Source organism: Nocardioides sp. WS12, from assembly GCF_014108865.1.
GTDB lineage: Bacteria > Actinomycetota > Actinomycetes > Propionibacteriales > Nocardioidaceae > Nocardioides.
Genome location: NZ_CP053928.1, coordinates 5,043,406 through 5,058,056, shown reverse-complemented (window position 1 = coordinate 5,058,056; position 14,651 = coordinate 5,043,406). Strand labels below are relative to the sequence as shown.

At 69.8% G+C, this 14,651-nt stretch carries 11 protein-coding genes; 7 read left to right on the top strand and 4 right to left on the bottom strand.

Annotated elements, in window-relative coordinates:
* Positions 1–15: 15 nt before the first annotated feature.
* The gene (locus HRC28_RS24575) at positions 16–513 is read right to left on the bottom strand and encodes a SigE family RNA polymerase sigma factor (protein WP_182377965.1); all 498 of its coding nucleotides are present in this window, start codon (positions 511–513) and stop codon (positions 16–18) included.
* Positions 510–1,343, bottom strand: coding sequence for a hypothetical protein (locus HRC28_RS24570; RefSeq protein WP_182377964.1), 834 nt, complete (start codon positions 1,341–1,343; stop codon positions 510–512). Before HRC28_RS24570 ends, HRC28_RS24575 begins: the two co-directional genes overlap by 4 nt.
* Before the next feature lie 138 nt (positions 1,344–1,481).
* Between HRC28_RS24570 and fbaA the strand changes: the two genes are divergently transcribed.
* Positions 1,482–2,513 (top strand): class II fructose-bisphosphate aldolase, encoded by a 1,032-nt coding sequence (gene fbaA / locus HRC28_RS24565; protein WP_182377963.1) that lies wholly within the window; start codon positions 1,482–1,484, stop codon positions 2,511–2,513.
* Positions 2,514–2,517: 4 nt separating this feature from the next.
* Positions 2,518–3,810 (top strand): threonine ammonia-lyase IlvA, encoded by a 1,293-nt coding sequence (gene ilvA / locus HRC28_RS24560; RefSeq protein WP_182377962.1) that lies wholly within the window; start codon positions 2,518–2,520, stop codon positions 3,808–3,810.
* On the opposite strand, the gene HRC28_RS24555 is transcribed toward ilvA, so the two are convergent.
* Positions 3,807–5,297, bottom strand: coding sequence for a DHA2 family efflux MFS transporter permease subunit (locus HRC28_RS24555; RefSeq protein ID WP_272902652.1), 1,491 nt, complete (start codon positions 5,295–5,297; stop codon positions 3,807–3,809). The two genes, ilvA and HRC28_RS24555, sit on opposite strands and share 4 nt — an antisense overlap.
* A gap of 57 nt (positions 5,298–5,354) precedes the next feature.
* On the opposite strand from HRC28_RS24555, the gene HRC28_RS24550 reads away from it, so the two are divergent.
* The 5 genes from HRC28_RS24550 (at position 5,355) to HRC28_RS24530 (ending at position 12,939) form a co-directional block, all read left to right on the top strand.
* Entirely contained in the window at positions 5,355–5,774 is a 420-nt protein-coding gene (locus HRC28_RS24550; protein WP_182377961.1) for a DUF3151 domain-containing protein, read from the top strand.
* A 100-nt stretch (positions 5,775–5,874) separates the two neighbouring features.
* A complete protein-coding gene (locus HRC28_RS24545) occupies positions 5,875–6,840 on the top strand; it encodes a zinc ribbon domain-containing protein (RefSeq protein WP_182377960.1) in 966 nt (321 codons plus the stop codon).
* Between the two features lie 92 nt (positions 6,841–6,932).
* A complete protein-coding gene (locus HRC28_RS24540; protein ID WP_182377959.1) occupies positions 6,933–7,904 on the top strand; it encodes an alkaline phosphatase family protein in 972 nt (323 codons plus the stop codon).
* Positions 7,905–8,155: 251 nt separating this feature from the next.
* On the top strand, positions 8,156–12,574 hold the full coding sequence (locus tag HRC28_RS24535; RefSeq protein WP_182377958.1) for a hypothetical protein: 4,419 nt from the start codon (positions 8,156–8,158) through the stop codon (positions 12,572–12,574).
* Positions 12,571–12,939: a hypothetical protein gene (locus tag HRC28_RS24530; protein ID WP_182377957.1), complete on the top strand. Its 369-nt coding sequence runs from the start codon at positions 12,571–12,573 to the stop codon at positions 12,937–12,939. Before HRC28_RS24535 ends, HRC28_RS24530 begins: the two co-directional genes overlap by 4 nt.
* Here the strand turns inward: HRC28_RS24530 and lysS are convergent.
* Positions 12,922–14,646: a lysine--tRNA ligase gene (gene lysS, locus HRC28_RS24525; protein WP_182377956.1), complete on the bottom strand. Its 1,725-nt coding sequence runs from the start codon at positions 14,644–14,646 to the stop codon at positions 12,922–12,924. The genes HRC28_RS24530 and lysS overlap by 18 nt on opposite strands.
* Positions 14,647–14,651: the final 5 nt, after the last annotated feature.

Sequence of the window (14,651 nt, the reverse complement as noted above, 5' to 3'; positions counted from 1 at the left end):
CGGGCGTCGGCGCGCCTAGATTGTCCCGGCCTGCGCGAGGACCCCGCGCAGCGTTTCGAGGCCCCGCGAGCAGTGGCTCTTCACGGTGCCCTCGGCGATGCCGAGTTCGTTGGCCGTCTCCGCCACCGACAACCCCAGCCAGTGCCGCAACAGCACGGTCGCCCGTTGCTGGGCCGGCAGGGTCTGCATTGCCGTGACCAGGGAGTCGTGGTCCTCGAGGGCGGTCGATGCGGGCGCCACGACCTCGGGCAGTTCGTCGGTTGCCCGCTCTCGTCGGGACGGCCGGCGCGAGTCGTCGATCGCCGCATTCAGCAGGATCTTGCGGACGTAGGCGTCCTCACGGCCGCCGCGCACGACCCGGGGCCAGGCGACGTACAGCTTGATGAGGGCGTTCTGCACCAGGTCGTCGGCCTTGTGCCAGTCGCCGCACATGCCGTAGGCGATCCGGCGCAACTGGTCGCGTCGGGATGCGGCGAATTCGACGTAGGCGAGTTCTCTGTCCGTGCGGTTCATCGCAGACCCTCGCTGCCGCCGGACTCGTTCTCCGCGTACTGGTTCTGCGTGTGGGTGCGGAACTGCTCGAACGAACCGACCTCTGCGTCACGGCGATAGGGGATGGCCTCGACCGGGCCACCCGCGATGCCCCGCACCGCGAGGAAGTACGTCGTCCCGTCCAGCACGACCTCGGCCAGTGCCGTGGGGTCGCCGGGTGGGGCGAAGTTCGCGCCGAGATCCGGGTCCGCCTCCTGCCGGACGATCGTCAGGCCGTCGAGCACCGTCACCAGGTGGGATTCGTTGTCGAAGCGCACCCAGGCGTCGTCGCCGATGTTGCTGCCGTCGACCGTCTGGGCAACCCATTCCCGCAGCGTCAGGCCCTGCGCCGGGGTGGGGAACGAGCTCGCTTCGTCGTCGCCGATGTACGCGTAGTACTCGTCGCCCCTGAGGCGCAGGTGGTAGGTGTCGACGACCGTGCCGGTGTCGGACGTGTAGTCGGCCCGCTCGAGGATCGTGGCGTCCGGATTGATGATCGTCTGGTTGTCTGGCCCCGAGAGCAGGGGCTCGGTGTCGTTCGGGCCAGGGTCGATCGTGACCGTCTCGGTGGGCGTCGGTGTGACCTTCGGCTGGACCGCCACCTCGCTGCTCTCCGGGCCGTTGTCGTCACCCGGAACGACCAGCCACGCGGTGCCGCCGACGACCAGCGCAGCAGCCAGGACCGCCCCACCTGCGGCGATCCGGCGGCGTCGTACCGCCTTGCGGCCGGAGGCCACGGTGCTCGCAATGTCGAAACCGGGTTCCGGCGCCTGGGCGAGCTCTCTCGCCAGCCTGTCGATCATGTCCTGCACGGGTTGCCTCCGTGTGTCGTCGGTGGTCGGTCATCGGGGGATACGCAACGCACTGCCGATCGGTTGCCACGGTAGGTTGATCGGTAATCAGTGACCAACCACACGTCCGTACCGGATCGCGCGCAGGAGCCAGCCAGCATGCCCATCGCAACTCCCGAGAAGTACGCCGAGATGCTCGACGCCGCCAAGGCAGGCGCGTTCGCGTTCCCGGCCATCAACGTGTCGTCGTCCCAGACGCTGAACGCGGCCCTCAAGGGCTTCGCGGACGCGGGTGCGGACGGCATCATCCAGGTCTCGACCGGTGGCGCCGAGTACCTCTCCGGCCCGTCGGTCAAGAACATGGTGTCGGGTTCTGTCGCGTTCGCGGCGTACGCCGCCGAGGTCGCCAAGAACTACCCGGTCAACATCGCGCTGCACACCGACCACTGCCCGAAGGACAAGCTGGACGGCTTCGTGCGGCCGCTGCTGGCGCTGTCGGCCGAGCGGGTCGCCCGCGGTGAGGCGCCGCTGTTCCAGTCGCACATGTGGGACGGCTCGGCCGTGCCGATGGAGGAGAACCTGATCATCGCCGAGGAGCTGTTGGCGCTCTCCGTCGCCGCGAAGATCATCCTCGAGATCGAGGTGGGCGTCGTCGGTGGCGAGGAGGACGGCGTCGTCGGTGCCATCGACGAGAAGCTGTACACGACCCCGGCCGACGCGCTGCAGACCGTTGCCGCGCTCGGGATCGGCGAGAAGGGCCGGTACATGACCGCGCTCACCTTCGGCAACGTGCACGGCGTCTACAAGCCCGGTGGCGTGACGCTGCGCCCGGAGATCCTGCGCGACGCGCAGGCCGCGGTCGTCGCCGAGCTCGGCCTGCCCGCCGGCTCCAAGCCCTTCGACCTGGTCTTCCACGGCGGCTCCGGTTCCTCCGCCGAGGAGATCGCCGCGGCGGTCGACTTCGGCGTCGTGAAGATGAACGTCGACACCGACACGCAGTACGCCTTCACCCGCCCGGCTGCCGATCACATGTTCCGCAACTACGACGGTGTCCTGAAGGTCGACGGCGAGGTCGGCGACAAGAAGGCCTACGACCCCCGCGCCTGGGGCAAGGCGGCCGAGGCCGGTATGGCCGCCCGTGTCGTCGAGGCCGCTGAGAACCTGCGGTCGGCCGGCAAGACCGTCGGCTAGTCCGGTGGTGGAGCGTGTCGAGACCCTTCCCACCGCGGCCGACGTCGACCGGGCGGCGGACCTGCTGGCGCCGGTCATTCCGACGACGCCCCTGCAGCGCGCCGACCGGCTCTCTGCCCTGACCGGGCTGGAGGTCTGGCTCAAGCGCGAGGACCTCACGCCCGTGCGGTCCTACAAGGCGCGCGGTGCCTTCACCGTTCTCGCCGGACTGTCGGAGGAGGAGCGGGCGCGCGGGGTGACCTGCGCCAGCGCGGGCAACCACGCGCAGGGCGTGGCCTTCGCCTGCGCCCGGGCGGGCGTGCACGCCACGATCTTCCTGCCGCGCACCACCCCGCGTCAGAAGCGCGATCGGGTCGCCGCCCTCGGCGGTGACCAGGTCGAGGTCGTCATCGCCGGAGAGGCGTACGACGACGCCGCGGTCGCCGCTGCGGACTTCGCTGCTGCGTCAGGAGCGACGGTCATCCCGGCGTTCGACCACCCCGGCATCATCGCCGGCCAGGCCACGGTGGCCGCCGAGATCCTGGCCCAGTCCTCCTCGCACGGTTGGTCTCCCGATGCGCTGGTGCTCCCGGTCGGTGGCGCCGGCCTGATCGCGGGATGCCTGACGGTCCTGGCCGAGCGCCTTCCGGGCGTGGCCGTGATCGCCGCGGAACCGTCGGGTGCGACGTCGCTGGCGGCAGCACTCGACGCCGGCGGTCCGGTCGAACTGGAGTCGGTCGACCCCTTCGTCGACGGTGCCTCCGTACGACGCGTGGGAGACCTGACCTACGCCGCCGTGGCTGGTGCGCGGTCGGCCGTCAACCTCTCCGTGGTTGCCGTACCGGAGGGCCTGATCTGCGTCGAGATGCTCGACCTCTACCAGGTCGACGGCATCATCGCCGAGCCTGCCGGTGCCCTGGCCGCGTCGGCCCTGCGACTGCCGGAAGTGTCCGGAACGCTGGCCCCCGGCAGCAAGGTCGTGGTCGTCGTCTCGGGTGGTAACAACGACGTCTCGCGCTACGCCGACATCGTTGAGCGCGCCCTGATCCACGAGGGCCTCAAGCACTACTTCCTGATCGAGTTCCCCCAGGAGCCCGGCGCGCTGCGTCGCTTCCTCGACGAGGTGCTCGGGCCGGACGACGACATCACGCTGTTCGAGTACACCAAGCGCAACAACCGGGAGACCGGTCCCGCGCTGGTCGGCATCGAGATGCAGCACAGCGACGACCTCACCGGGCTGCTCGCCCGGATGGAGGAGTCGCGGCTGCGCGTCGAGAAGGTCCCGCCGGACAGTCCGCTCTTTGGTTTCGTCAGTTAACGAACCGCAGCCTTCGGTCGCGCGAAGCACAGCACCGCGGCCAACCCGATCAGGATCACCGCCGGCGCGATCAGCATCGACTGCCCCATCGCGGTGGCGAACGGGTCGAGGGCCTCGGGCGGCAGGGCCGCGCCGCCGGCCGTCCCTTCGGGTGCCTTCGACGGGTCGAAGGTGAGTCCGTTGGCGGAGAGCCGGGCGTCCATGAACAGCGCGATCGCGGCCGAGCCGAGCACGGCACCGACCTGACGGGTCGCGTTGTAGACGCCGGAACCGGCACCCGCCATCTGCATCGGCAGGTTCCGGGTTGCCGTCGCGCCCAGAGGAGCCCAGATGGCGGCGCTGCCGGCGCCCATCAGGCCCATCGGCAGTGCGAGCTCCCAGACCGCTGAGTCCGGGGTGGTCACCATGGACAGCCAGACCAGGCTGATGCCGACGGTGGCGAAACCGACGCTGCAGAGATGACGCGGGTGCACGCGATCGGTCAGCTTGCCGACCGGTGCGGCCAGCACGATCGACAACAACGCCATCGGGACCATCAACAAGGCCGACTCGGTGGGGGAGTAGCCCCGGACCAGCTGGGCGTGGAGCATCAGCGGGAACCCGAGCGCGGTGAAGGTGAAGCTGATCGAGCTGATCGCGATGTTGGCCAGCGAGTAGTTGCGGTCCCGGAACAGGCTGAGCGGCACCAGCGGTTCCTGCTTGTTGTAGTGCTGCCACAGCACGAAGAGCACGAGTACGACGATGCCGCCGACGATGAGCATCGGCACGGTGAGGAACCCGGTGACCTTGCCCCAGTCGTACTGGTGGCCCTCCTGGATGCCGAACACCAGCAGGAACATGCCGACGCCGCTGAGCACGACGCCGAGCCAGTCGAACTTGTGCTGGTGGGTCGGCAGGGACGGCACGTTGCGCAGCGCGAGCGCGATGCCGATGATCCCGACGGGGATGTTGATGAAGAAGATCCACTCCCACGAGAACGCATCGACGAGGATCCCGCCGAGCAGCGGACCGACGAGCAGGGCGACGCCGGCCGTGGCGCCCCACAGCGACATCGCCTGGCCGCGGCGGTCGGCCGGGAAGATCCGGGTGATGATCGCCATCGTCTGCGGCGTGATCATGCTGGCGCCGAAGCCCTGCACGACCCGGGCGAGGATCAGCCCCTCGATCGACGAGGTCAGTCCGCACCACAGGCTGGCGAGCGTGAACACGACCATGCCGATGAGGTAGAGATTCTTCGGGCCGAACCGGTCGCCCAGGCGCCCGGTGATCATCACCGGCACCGCATAGGCCAGCAGGTAGGCGCTGGTCACCCAGACGACGGCGTTCACCTCGGCGTCGAGGTCCTCGATGATCGCCGGCGTCGCCACCGTGACGATGGTCGTGTCGACCATGATCATGAAGAACCCGAGGACCAGGGCCCACAGGGCCGGCCACGGGTTGATGTCCTCGACGGACGAGGTGGGGGTCGGGGTCGCGCTCTGGGTCACGGGAAGAGTCAACACCCGCGCGCCGACAGTCGCCGCTCGTGTGACCACAATGGGTGCATGAGCCTCACCCCTGGCGCCGACCTGATGGCTGGCCCCCCTCCCACGCACCTGCCCGTCGACCCCGCCGCCGAACTGCTCGCCTCGGGTGTCTCCGCCGCGGACGTCGTACGACGCCTGCCGGCCTCGCCGCTCGCCTGGGCCACGTTCGCCCAGGAGGCCCGCGACGCCGGTGCGGACGACGTCACCGTCTACGCCTACTCCCGTGTCGGCTACCACCGCTCGCTCGACCTGTTGCGTCGCAACGGCTGGAAGGGCAACGGCCCGGTCCCGTGGGAGCACGAGCCCAACCGTGGCTTCCTGCGCTCGCTGGCCCTGCTCGCGCTCGCCGCTCGGGCGATCGGCGAGACCGAGGAGTGGGACCGCTGCTCCGGGTTCCTCCGCGACTCGAGTCCCACCGCCGCCGACGAACTCCTCTGATCCCTCGCGTCGTACCTGACGAAACGGTCGTGGGATCGGCCGATTGACGACAGAATCGTCAGGTACGTCGCGTGGGTCGACGAGGAGAGTGACGGACGCCGTGAACAGTTCTCCCGGACCGACGTGGTGCACCAACTGCGGTGCGCCCATGAGTGGGCGCCGGTTCTGCTCCAACTGCGGGCAGGACGGCCAGCCGTCGCCGGGCGGCGGTCCGACGCACGACCCGGCACCGATGACGGTTCCGGTGACTCCCGTGCCGCCGCCGTACGTGGTGCTGCCGAACCACCCACCGGGGCCGCCGAACGTTCCGCCGCCGCTGGCTCCGCCGCCGTACGTCCCGTCCAGCCCACCGCCCCGCCGGCGTACGCCCCTCATCGTCGGAGCGGTGGTGGCGATGGCGCTCCTGCTCGCGACGGCAGGGGTCGGTGCCTTTCTGCTCGTGACCAGCGGTTCGGACGATCCGGACACCGGGGCGCAGGACAGGGATTCGGCCAGCACGTCATCGACCCCGGACCCCACGACTGCATCGAGCACGACCCCGACACAGGAGGCGGTGCCGCTCCGGCCGCTGAACCTCAGTGACGGGAGAGGCGACGCCCTGCTGCGCGGACAAGGTCCGGAGACGAGCTCGGGCGGCGACCTGAGGCTGGTCCACATCCACCCGCAGCAGGACGGCGAGCCCGGCTGGGTGATCGTGGAGTTCGCCGGCAACGCCTCGCCGCCCGTGGGAGTCATCGTGCGGTTCGACGTGGACGGCGACAGCACCCCCGACTTCGTCTCGTGGCGCCACGTGACCACCGGCGCGACCGGGTCCGGGGCGGTCAGCGACTGGGGGCACGGCCGCGACATCCTCGACGGCTCGCAGGCCGACGACCCGCGGTTCCCGGGGGACTTCTCCGCAGCGCCCCAGGACGGTCTGGCCTTCCCGTTCCAACTGAGGCCGGGCGACAGCGCCCGCGAGAAGATCAGGGTGAACGTGCAGATGGTCAGCGACGCGGAGTACTACGACTACGTCCCGGCTCGCCACGCCTGGTCCCCGCGCGTCGACATCGCGACCCGGCAGTGAGGGGTCGCTTCGGCAGGTGGGCGGTCGCGGTCAGCCTCGGTGCAGTCACGCTGGGGGTGGCTTCCTGCAGTGCTGGTGACCCGGATCCGGTGGTGGCGGCGCCGACCAGTTCTTCTGGCTCGACCAGTTCACCCGCTACGACCGAGCCCACCCCGTCGAGCGTCGAGCCCACGGACCGGGCCCACGTCGTCGCGATCTCCGTTGACGGCCTGGCCGTCGAAGCGCTCCTCGAACTCGGCGCGAAGGAGACACCGAACCTGCACCGTCTCCTCGACGAGGGCGCCTCGACCCTGAATGCCCGCACCGCCTACGAGAAGAACGTCACGCTGCCCAACCACGTCGGCATGGTGACCGGACGCCGGATCGACGCCGTCGCCGGCGGTCACGGCGTGACGTGGAACGGCAACCCGATCGACGACACCGTGCAGGCGGCAGCAGGGGAGAAGGTCGCGTCGATCTTCTCCGTCGCGCACCGCCACCACCTGACCACGGCGTTGTTTGCCGGCAAGACGAAGTTCGACATCATGCGGGACTCGTGGCCGAGGTCGATCGATGACTTCGAAGTGCGCAAGCCCCAGGCCCGCCTGGTGGCCGACGCCCTTGCCCATCTCGTGTCCGCGCAGCCGAACCTGACGTTCCTGCACCTCGCCGGCCCCGACGCGGCCGGGCACCGGGACGGCGGCATGAGTCCGGCGTACCTCGACGCGGTCCGCGTGGTCGACCGACTCGTCGGTCTGGTCATCGCGGCGATCGAGAGCACGCCAGCACTGGACGACACCACCACGGTGATCCTCACCGCCGACCACGGATTCGCCGCAGGCACCCGGGACCACGGGGCACTCGTGGCGGAGAACTACACGATCCCGTTCCTGGTCTGGGGACCGGACGTCGCGGCCGGCGACCTCTACGAGAGCAATCCGGACCGCCACGACCCGGGCACCGGGCGGCCGTCGTACGACGGAGCGCAACCGATCCGGAACCTGGATCTCGCCGACGCGGCGATGCGCGTGCTCGGCCTGCCGGCGGTCCCTCCCGATGAAGGACCACCCGACCTGCGCTGGTGACAGAGGCGCGAGGAGGCGGTGAGAGCGCTGCCCTTTCGGACATGGTCTGCGCGTCGCGCACCGCGGGAAGATCAGGGGTGGGTTCCCGGGTCGACTCCTCCACGCGGTCCCGGCGGCCGCGCCGACCACCGCGCCCGAAACCGGCCACGAAGGACGAGACCGAGAAGCCAGGAACACTCGGGCAGCTGCAGCAGACGGCAGGCAACGCGGCCGTCACGCGACTGGTGGGGGCGATGGCCTCCGCTCAGCGGGTGACGGCGACGCCTACCGTGGCCGCGCGCACCCTGACTTCGGTGGGCCCGAGCGTTGCAGGCGGGGAACCGGCGGCGGCGCCGTCACCGGCCATCAGCGCGCTGGGCCGGGTCACCGACCCGACCTTCAACCCCGCGACGCGAGCCAACGACCTGGTGCGTGCCATCGACTCGGCCGACTACGACATCGGGTTCAAGCAGTCCGGGTTCCTCGGCGGGCTCGAACGCGACGTGTCCAAGGAGAAGCGCAAGGTCGACGCCGCGAAGGTGCTGGTCGCCCTCGATGACCTGACGCCCAGCCAGGTCGGGGAGGTGGAGCGCCGGTACAACGCGTGGGAGAAGCGGACCTCGCTGCGCAAGGATCTGTTCGAGGGTGGCGAGTCCGGCAGACCCTCGAACCTGTCGCCCGACGAGCAGGCCCGGATCGCGATCCTGATGAAGGGAACCAGACCCGAGCCGATTCCCGAGTCGGTCCTCGCCGAGCTGGCGACCATGCCGCCGGAGGTCGCCGCCGACATTGCCCGGTCGATGGTGGCCGAGGCCGACAAGGCGGCCGCCCTCAACCGGCTGGAAGGGGAGGCCGTCGAGCTGCACTCCCTGCTGCGGGGGTTCCCCACGAACACCAAGGCTGATCAGGCGCTGGCAATGCACCGGGTCCCGGTGGAGCACATCGTGCGTCGCGACGCCCTCTACGAGCACCGGTTCGGACCCATCGCCGAGGACCTGCGCCGGATGACCGGGACCAGGCGGACGCGGATGGACCTGCTCCGCGGCGGCGACGTGGCGGGTGCCGACGCGATGCTGCTCGAGCAGCAGGCCCGCGAGATCGCGAAGCTCGATGCGGCCGACGCCAGTGCCGACGATTCCCTGTTCGGCGCGGTCGGCACAGAGGAACGGCGCCGGACGCGCAACGCCCTGACCAAGGAGATGATGGGGCTCATCGAGCAGAATCGCCTGGAGGCACTGGCAGATCCCGCCAACGCCACCAGGTCGGCCGGGGCCGCGGTGACCGATCGCCTCAGCAAGCTGCTCCAGCAACGTCCCGGGGCAGGCGGGGAGTCCGTCGGATCGATGCTGGCCAGGACCCTCGGCAAGGGCAACGCGGATGCCGTCGCTGCCCTCGGCAACACCGCCAAGGCAGGAGACAGCACGGCCCTGATCGAGTACGAGGCAGCGCGGCTGGTCGCTGACGAGAAGGCACGCACGACCAGCGCCAAGAAGATCATCGCCACGCTGCGATCGTTCCGCGACCTCGCCAAGCAGGACCTGATTGCGGCTGCGCAGGACCCGTGGGTGCCGGTGGCGACCAAGGAGTCGATCATCGCGGACATCGACGGAGCGATCGACGCCACCACCGGGCGCTACATCGCGCTGTACAAGAGTTCCTACCAGGGTCTCCGCGGGATGAGCGGGCGCTCCTTCGACAGGATCGTGGCCAGCGCCGACGACGCCGACGAGAAGCTGCTCGGCACGCTCGCGAGCGGCAGCGGTCGGGCGGAGGACGTGGCTGAGCTGGAACACGCGATGGGCAAGCGCGACGTCGCGAAGGTGAAGGAGATCCTGAAGCGCCAACCGCACGGTGAGGCCGTCGCGGCGCTGATCAAGGCCTACAACGGTCCCCGCGGGGAGCGGGACCTCAAAGGAGAGTTGTTCGGCCGCAATCTGGACGGAGCGGCACGCACCGAGTCGCAGGCGGCCGGCATCGACAAGCCCGGCATGTTCGAGATCCACGCCGTCAGCCAGGGACTCGTGTCGGGGCGCGACGCGACCCTGGTCGGCGAGCAGCTGGCCAAGCCCTCGAGCGCTGCGCTGAAGGAATCAGGCGGAGCGAGTGAGGCGGCCTGGCTGGTCGGTGGCGGGAAGGCCGAACACTCGGCCACGATGGCGAACCGCGGCATCACCGGCGACCTACGGGCCATCGGCGACGACCCCGAGACCCAGCGCCTGTTGACGGACACTCGCAACCGGATGTTGAAGCTCTCCAAGGACCTCGCGGTGACCCGGGACCCAGCCGCGCGCGAGGCGCTGTTGCTGGAGCTGCGGCGAGCCCGGGCAGCCCTCACCGGCGACGCCGCTGCCTACGAGGAGGACAACGAACGGGTCCGTGCCCAGCTGCAGAGTGCCGTCAGCTTTGCCGTCTCCATCGCCCTCGCCATCGCGATCCCCGGAGCCGGACCCGGTCTGGTTGCCTTCCTCCAGACGGCTGCGATCAACATCGCGGCCAGCGTCGCGACCAATGTCGTGATCAAGGGCGACGCGTACTCCCTCAACGACCTCAAGGCGGACCTGATCGGTGGCGCGCTCGGAGCCGGTGGCGCCAAGTTCGGAGAGGAGCTGTTGGGCCGGGTCGTGGGCAAGGTCCTGGCGCCGTCGGCCAAGGCAACGGGGGCGGCTGCTGAGAAGTTCGGCATGCACACCGTGCTCAGTCGCGAGGCAGCTGAACTTGCCAGCAGCGCCGAGCGTGCCGTGGTCGAGACAGCCGAGCTCGAGGCCAAGCTCGCCGGCCAGGCGACGGCGGCAACCGGTATCGGCGTGGCGTCCGATGCCGCAACGGCCGCGGGACGGCGCAACGCGTTCCTCATCGGAGGCGCCCAGGAGGTGGGCGGTTTCTTCGGCGGCATCTACGGAGGCAAGCTTCCGAGCGGCGACCTGAACCTCACCGTCGAGGAGCTCCTGCAGAACCTGGCCTCGACCTTCGCTGGCAAGGCGGGCCAACGCAAGCCGGTGAAGGCCGATGCCCCTGGCGAGCACGGGGGGCCAAGGACCCACGACGACGGCACCGGGTCGCCGGCGCACGAGGACGGACAGCAGCAGCGACGCGCCGAGGGTGAAGCGCTGCCGCACGACACCGCGTTGCCAGCCGGCGGCGAGTTCATCGCCGACCCGGCGCCGCCGTCGAGCGACGTGTTCGGACCGCGCTCGCCGAAGGAGATGTTGCAGGACGGCGGCATGCTGGAGGACACCGCGAAGGGGTTCCAGGCGGCCAGTGACCAGCTCAACGTGATCATCAAGGTGCGGCGCACGAACCCGGACTCGCTCCCGGTCCTGGAAGCGGGCGGCGTCGCGAAGCCCTCGCTGGTCAAGTCCAAGACGGTCGACCGGGTGGACGGGGTGATCGGCGGCCCGGTCGGTGGCGAGGGCAAGGTCGGCTTCTTCGAGCCGCGGATGCCGAGCGAGGCCATCTTGAAGGCGCTCACTCCGGAGGCGCGGGCTGCCGTCGAGAAGCGATTCACCGACCGCAAGCGCGAGTTCGAGACCATGAGCGCCTACTACGGCGACCTGACCGCGCAGGGCGTGGCCCGGGTCAAGGACGGAGTCGTCCAGGTCGTCGACCCGCTGCGCCCTGGCGCGGACGGTGAGGGGAGCGCCTTCAAGGACATCGGTGGCGACCACGACCTCTACCAGATCACCGGTCCCACGGGCGAGGACCTGACGGACGCCCAGCGGATGGCTGTGGTCAAGCAACTGCAGACGATGGGCATCAACGTCCTGCACCCGGACCACGTCAACTGGAAGAAGGACAGTCCCGAGACCCACGACCCCGAGCAGGACCAGAGGATCCGGGACAAGCACGCGACCGAGGAGCCCCTCCTGGCCTTTGTCCCTCGGCTGGGTCATGTGGAGGTCTTCGCGGGTGAGGTGGTGACCGGGCCGGACCGGACCGAGGGGACAAAGGACCGCTTCATGCCGGCCGAGAGCGTGACCGAGGTCCCCGGAGTCAACGAGTACGGCGGCCGGACCGACGAGATCGACTTCAGTGTCCCGCCCAAGCCGGGAGTCGCCGAACGCCAGGGCGATCCCGACCGGTCGGCCATCCGGGTCGAGGGCCTTCCGGACGACTTCACCTCCGAGGAGCCGACCCGGCCTGACATCAAGGCCAGCGCGCTCGACGACTTCAGCTCCGAGGAACCCACCCGGCCCGACATCAAGGTCAGGTCGCTGGACAAGGACGCCTACGAGAAGGTCAGTGACGCGGCGAAGGTAGAGCTCCACGGTGACCTCGCGAACAAGCCGCGCAAGGACCCGGCGACCGGGCATCCCGAAGGGTTGGTCTTCGGCCTGCTGGATCTCGTCTACGGGCCCTCGGCGGGAGGAAAGCTCCGCGAACTGTCCAACCAGGCAGGGGGACGGCTGCTCAACGATGTCGCCGAGAGCACCGTCTTTCCGAACTTCATGGCCAAGAGCAAGGCCGCCCTGGACTGGGCACGCAACAGTGGCGGCATCGTGCACTTCGACCTCAGCCACATCCCGGACGTGGCCGGGGCACTGGCGGGAACCGGCCCGAAGGCTGATTCGGTCACGTCGTTCGAACTGCGGTACGTGCGCGACCACTGGGCGGGCGACCCCGGGTTCCGAGGCAGGGTGCACTTCTACCTCCATGGCAAACGGCTCGATCGCCCGCCGTGGGAGACGCCGTGATCCGCCGGCAGCTGGGGACGGTGGAGGCGAGCGCCGACGAGGGGTTGGTGACCTTCCGTGCGCGGGACGGCTTCGTGCTCGGGGCCGGCACCGACTGGCGGGTCGCCTCGGCGCTCCTCGCGGCGCTCAGCGACCTCAGCAACACGAGCGGCATGGTCGAGGACGTGCCAGTGCGGGGCGTCTGCATGTTCGACCACACGGAGACCGACCTGGTCACCGGTCTCGACGGCGACCGGTTGCTCCTGGTGTGGCGCGACCCGCACGGACGCACGATCGGCCAGACCCATCTCGTCCTCGACGACATGCCGCCGCTGGTCGCCTGGCTCACGCCGATCGCAGCACCACCGTCAGGGAGTGAGCAGTGAGCGCACGTTCTCCGGGCCCAGGGCCGCGAAGAGGGTGGGCAGCCGCGGGCCGCGCTCGGCGGCGACCAGGAGTTCGTAGAGCAGCTTGAAGAACGCCTTCTGGTCCGCCTTCACCTCATCGGTGGGCGGATCGTCGAGGGCCAGGCCGCGCGCGAGCTTCGGGACGCCGTAGATCAGCGTGGTCAGCTCCTCGGAGTCCGCGAACGAGTCGGGCAGCCGGTCCAGCAACTGGCCGAGCCAGAGCGTCTCGTCCTCGGACAGCGCGCCCAGACGCTCGACGTCGGCCGACTCCCGCACGACGGTGCGGTCCTCGGGGTCGACGTACGCGGTGATCCAGGTGGCGGCCTTCGACAGCCGCGGCTCGAGATCCGCCTCGCTCGCGCCGACGGTGCGCGCGGTGATCTCCCGTGATCCCGCGGTCACGTCCGCCACGGACGACAGCATCCGGAACGGTGAGATGACGGCCGGCGTCGGCAGCGTGCCGGCGGTCGAGGTCGCGGAAGCCCGCTCCCACGCGAGGACCGCGGCATCACGCTTTTCGGGGATCGCGGCCTTCTTCGTCAGCGCGTCCCACTCGTCGTACAGACGGAGGACTTCCTGGCCGAAGTCGACGTTGAACGCCTGCTTCGGCTGACGGCGGACGTAGAGCCAGCGCAGGATCGGTGCCTCGAGGATGCGCAGGGCTTCCTCGGCGGTGGGCACGCCACCCTTGGAGGACGACATCTTCGGCATGCCGGCGACGCCGACGAACGAGTACCCGACGAACGACGGCGCGGAGCCACCGAAGATCGGGCCGACGATCTCCTTGCCGACCGTGTACGACGACCCCGGGCTCGCGTGGTCCACGCCGCCCGGCTCGAAGTGCACGCCCTCGAAGGTCCAGCGCATCGGCCAGTCGACCTTCCAGACCAGCTTGCCCTCGTTCTGCGTGGCGACGTTGGTGACGTAGGAGTCGCCGCACACGTCGCACGTGTAGGCCAGGTCGGTCGTGTCGTCGTCGTACGACGTCAGGGTGACGGTGTCGCGACCGCAACCGCGGCAGTAGGGCTTGTAGGGGAACCGGGCCAGGTCTTCGTTCGCGCCGTGGCCGGCCTCTTCTTCGGCCGTGGACTCGGCGATCTCTTCGCCGTCGATGGCGTCCCCGTCGGTCGAGCTTGTCGAGACCTTCTTCGTCCGGAACCGCGCCATCACGGTCTCGATCTCGCCGCGCTTCGCGATCGCGGTGAGGACCTGCTCGCGGTAGGTGCCGGCGGCGTACATCTCGGTCTGGTCGACCTCGACCATCTCGCAACCGAGGTCCTTGAGGGCTGCACGCAGCGGCGCCTTGAAGCGCTCGGCCCAGTTCGGGAACTCGCCGGTCGGGTCGGGGACTGCCGACAGCGGCTTGCCGATGTGCTCGCTCCACGACGGGTCGACGCCGGCGGGGACCTTGCGGAACCGGTCGTAGTCGTCCCAGCTGTGCAGGTGGCGGACGTTGATGCCGCGGCGCCGGATCTCCTCGGCGACGAAGTGTACGGTGAGGAACTCGCGCAGGTTGCCCAGGTGGATGGGGCCGGACGGGCTGATGCCGGAGGCGCAGGTGACCACCTCGGGCAGGGCGCCGCCGTTGACTGCCTCTGCGTGACGGAGCGCCAGGTCGGCGGTCCGGGTCACCCAGTCGCTGGGGTCCTGCTGGTCTCCACCTTGGTTGCGCTGTCCTCGTGCCACGGCGC

Excerpts from the sequence above, each read along its gene's own strand:
- HRC28_RS24575 (WP_182377965.1), bottom strand. The coding sequence starts at position 513 with ATGAACCGCACGGACAGAGAACTCGCCTACGTCGAATTCGCCGCATCC.
- fbaA (WP_182377963.1), top strand. The coding sequence starts at position 1,482 with ATGCCCATCGCAACTCCCGAGAAGTACGCCGAGATGCTCGACGCCGCC.
- HRC28_RS24550 (WP_182377961.1), top strand. The coding sequence starts at position 5,355 with ATGAGCCTCACCCCTGGCGCCGACCTGATGGCTGGCCCCCCTCCCACG.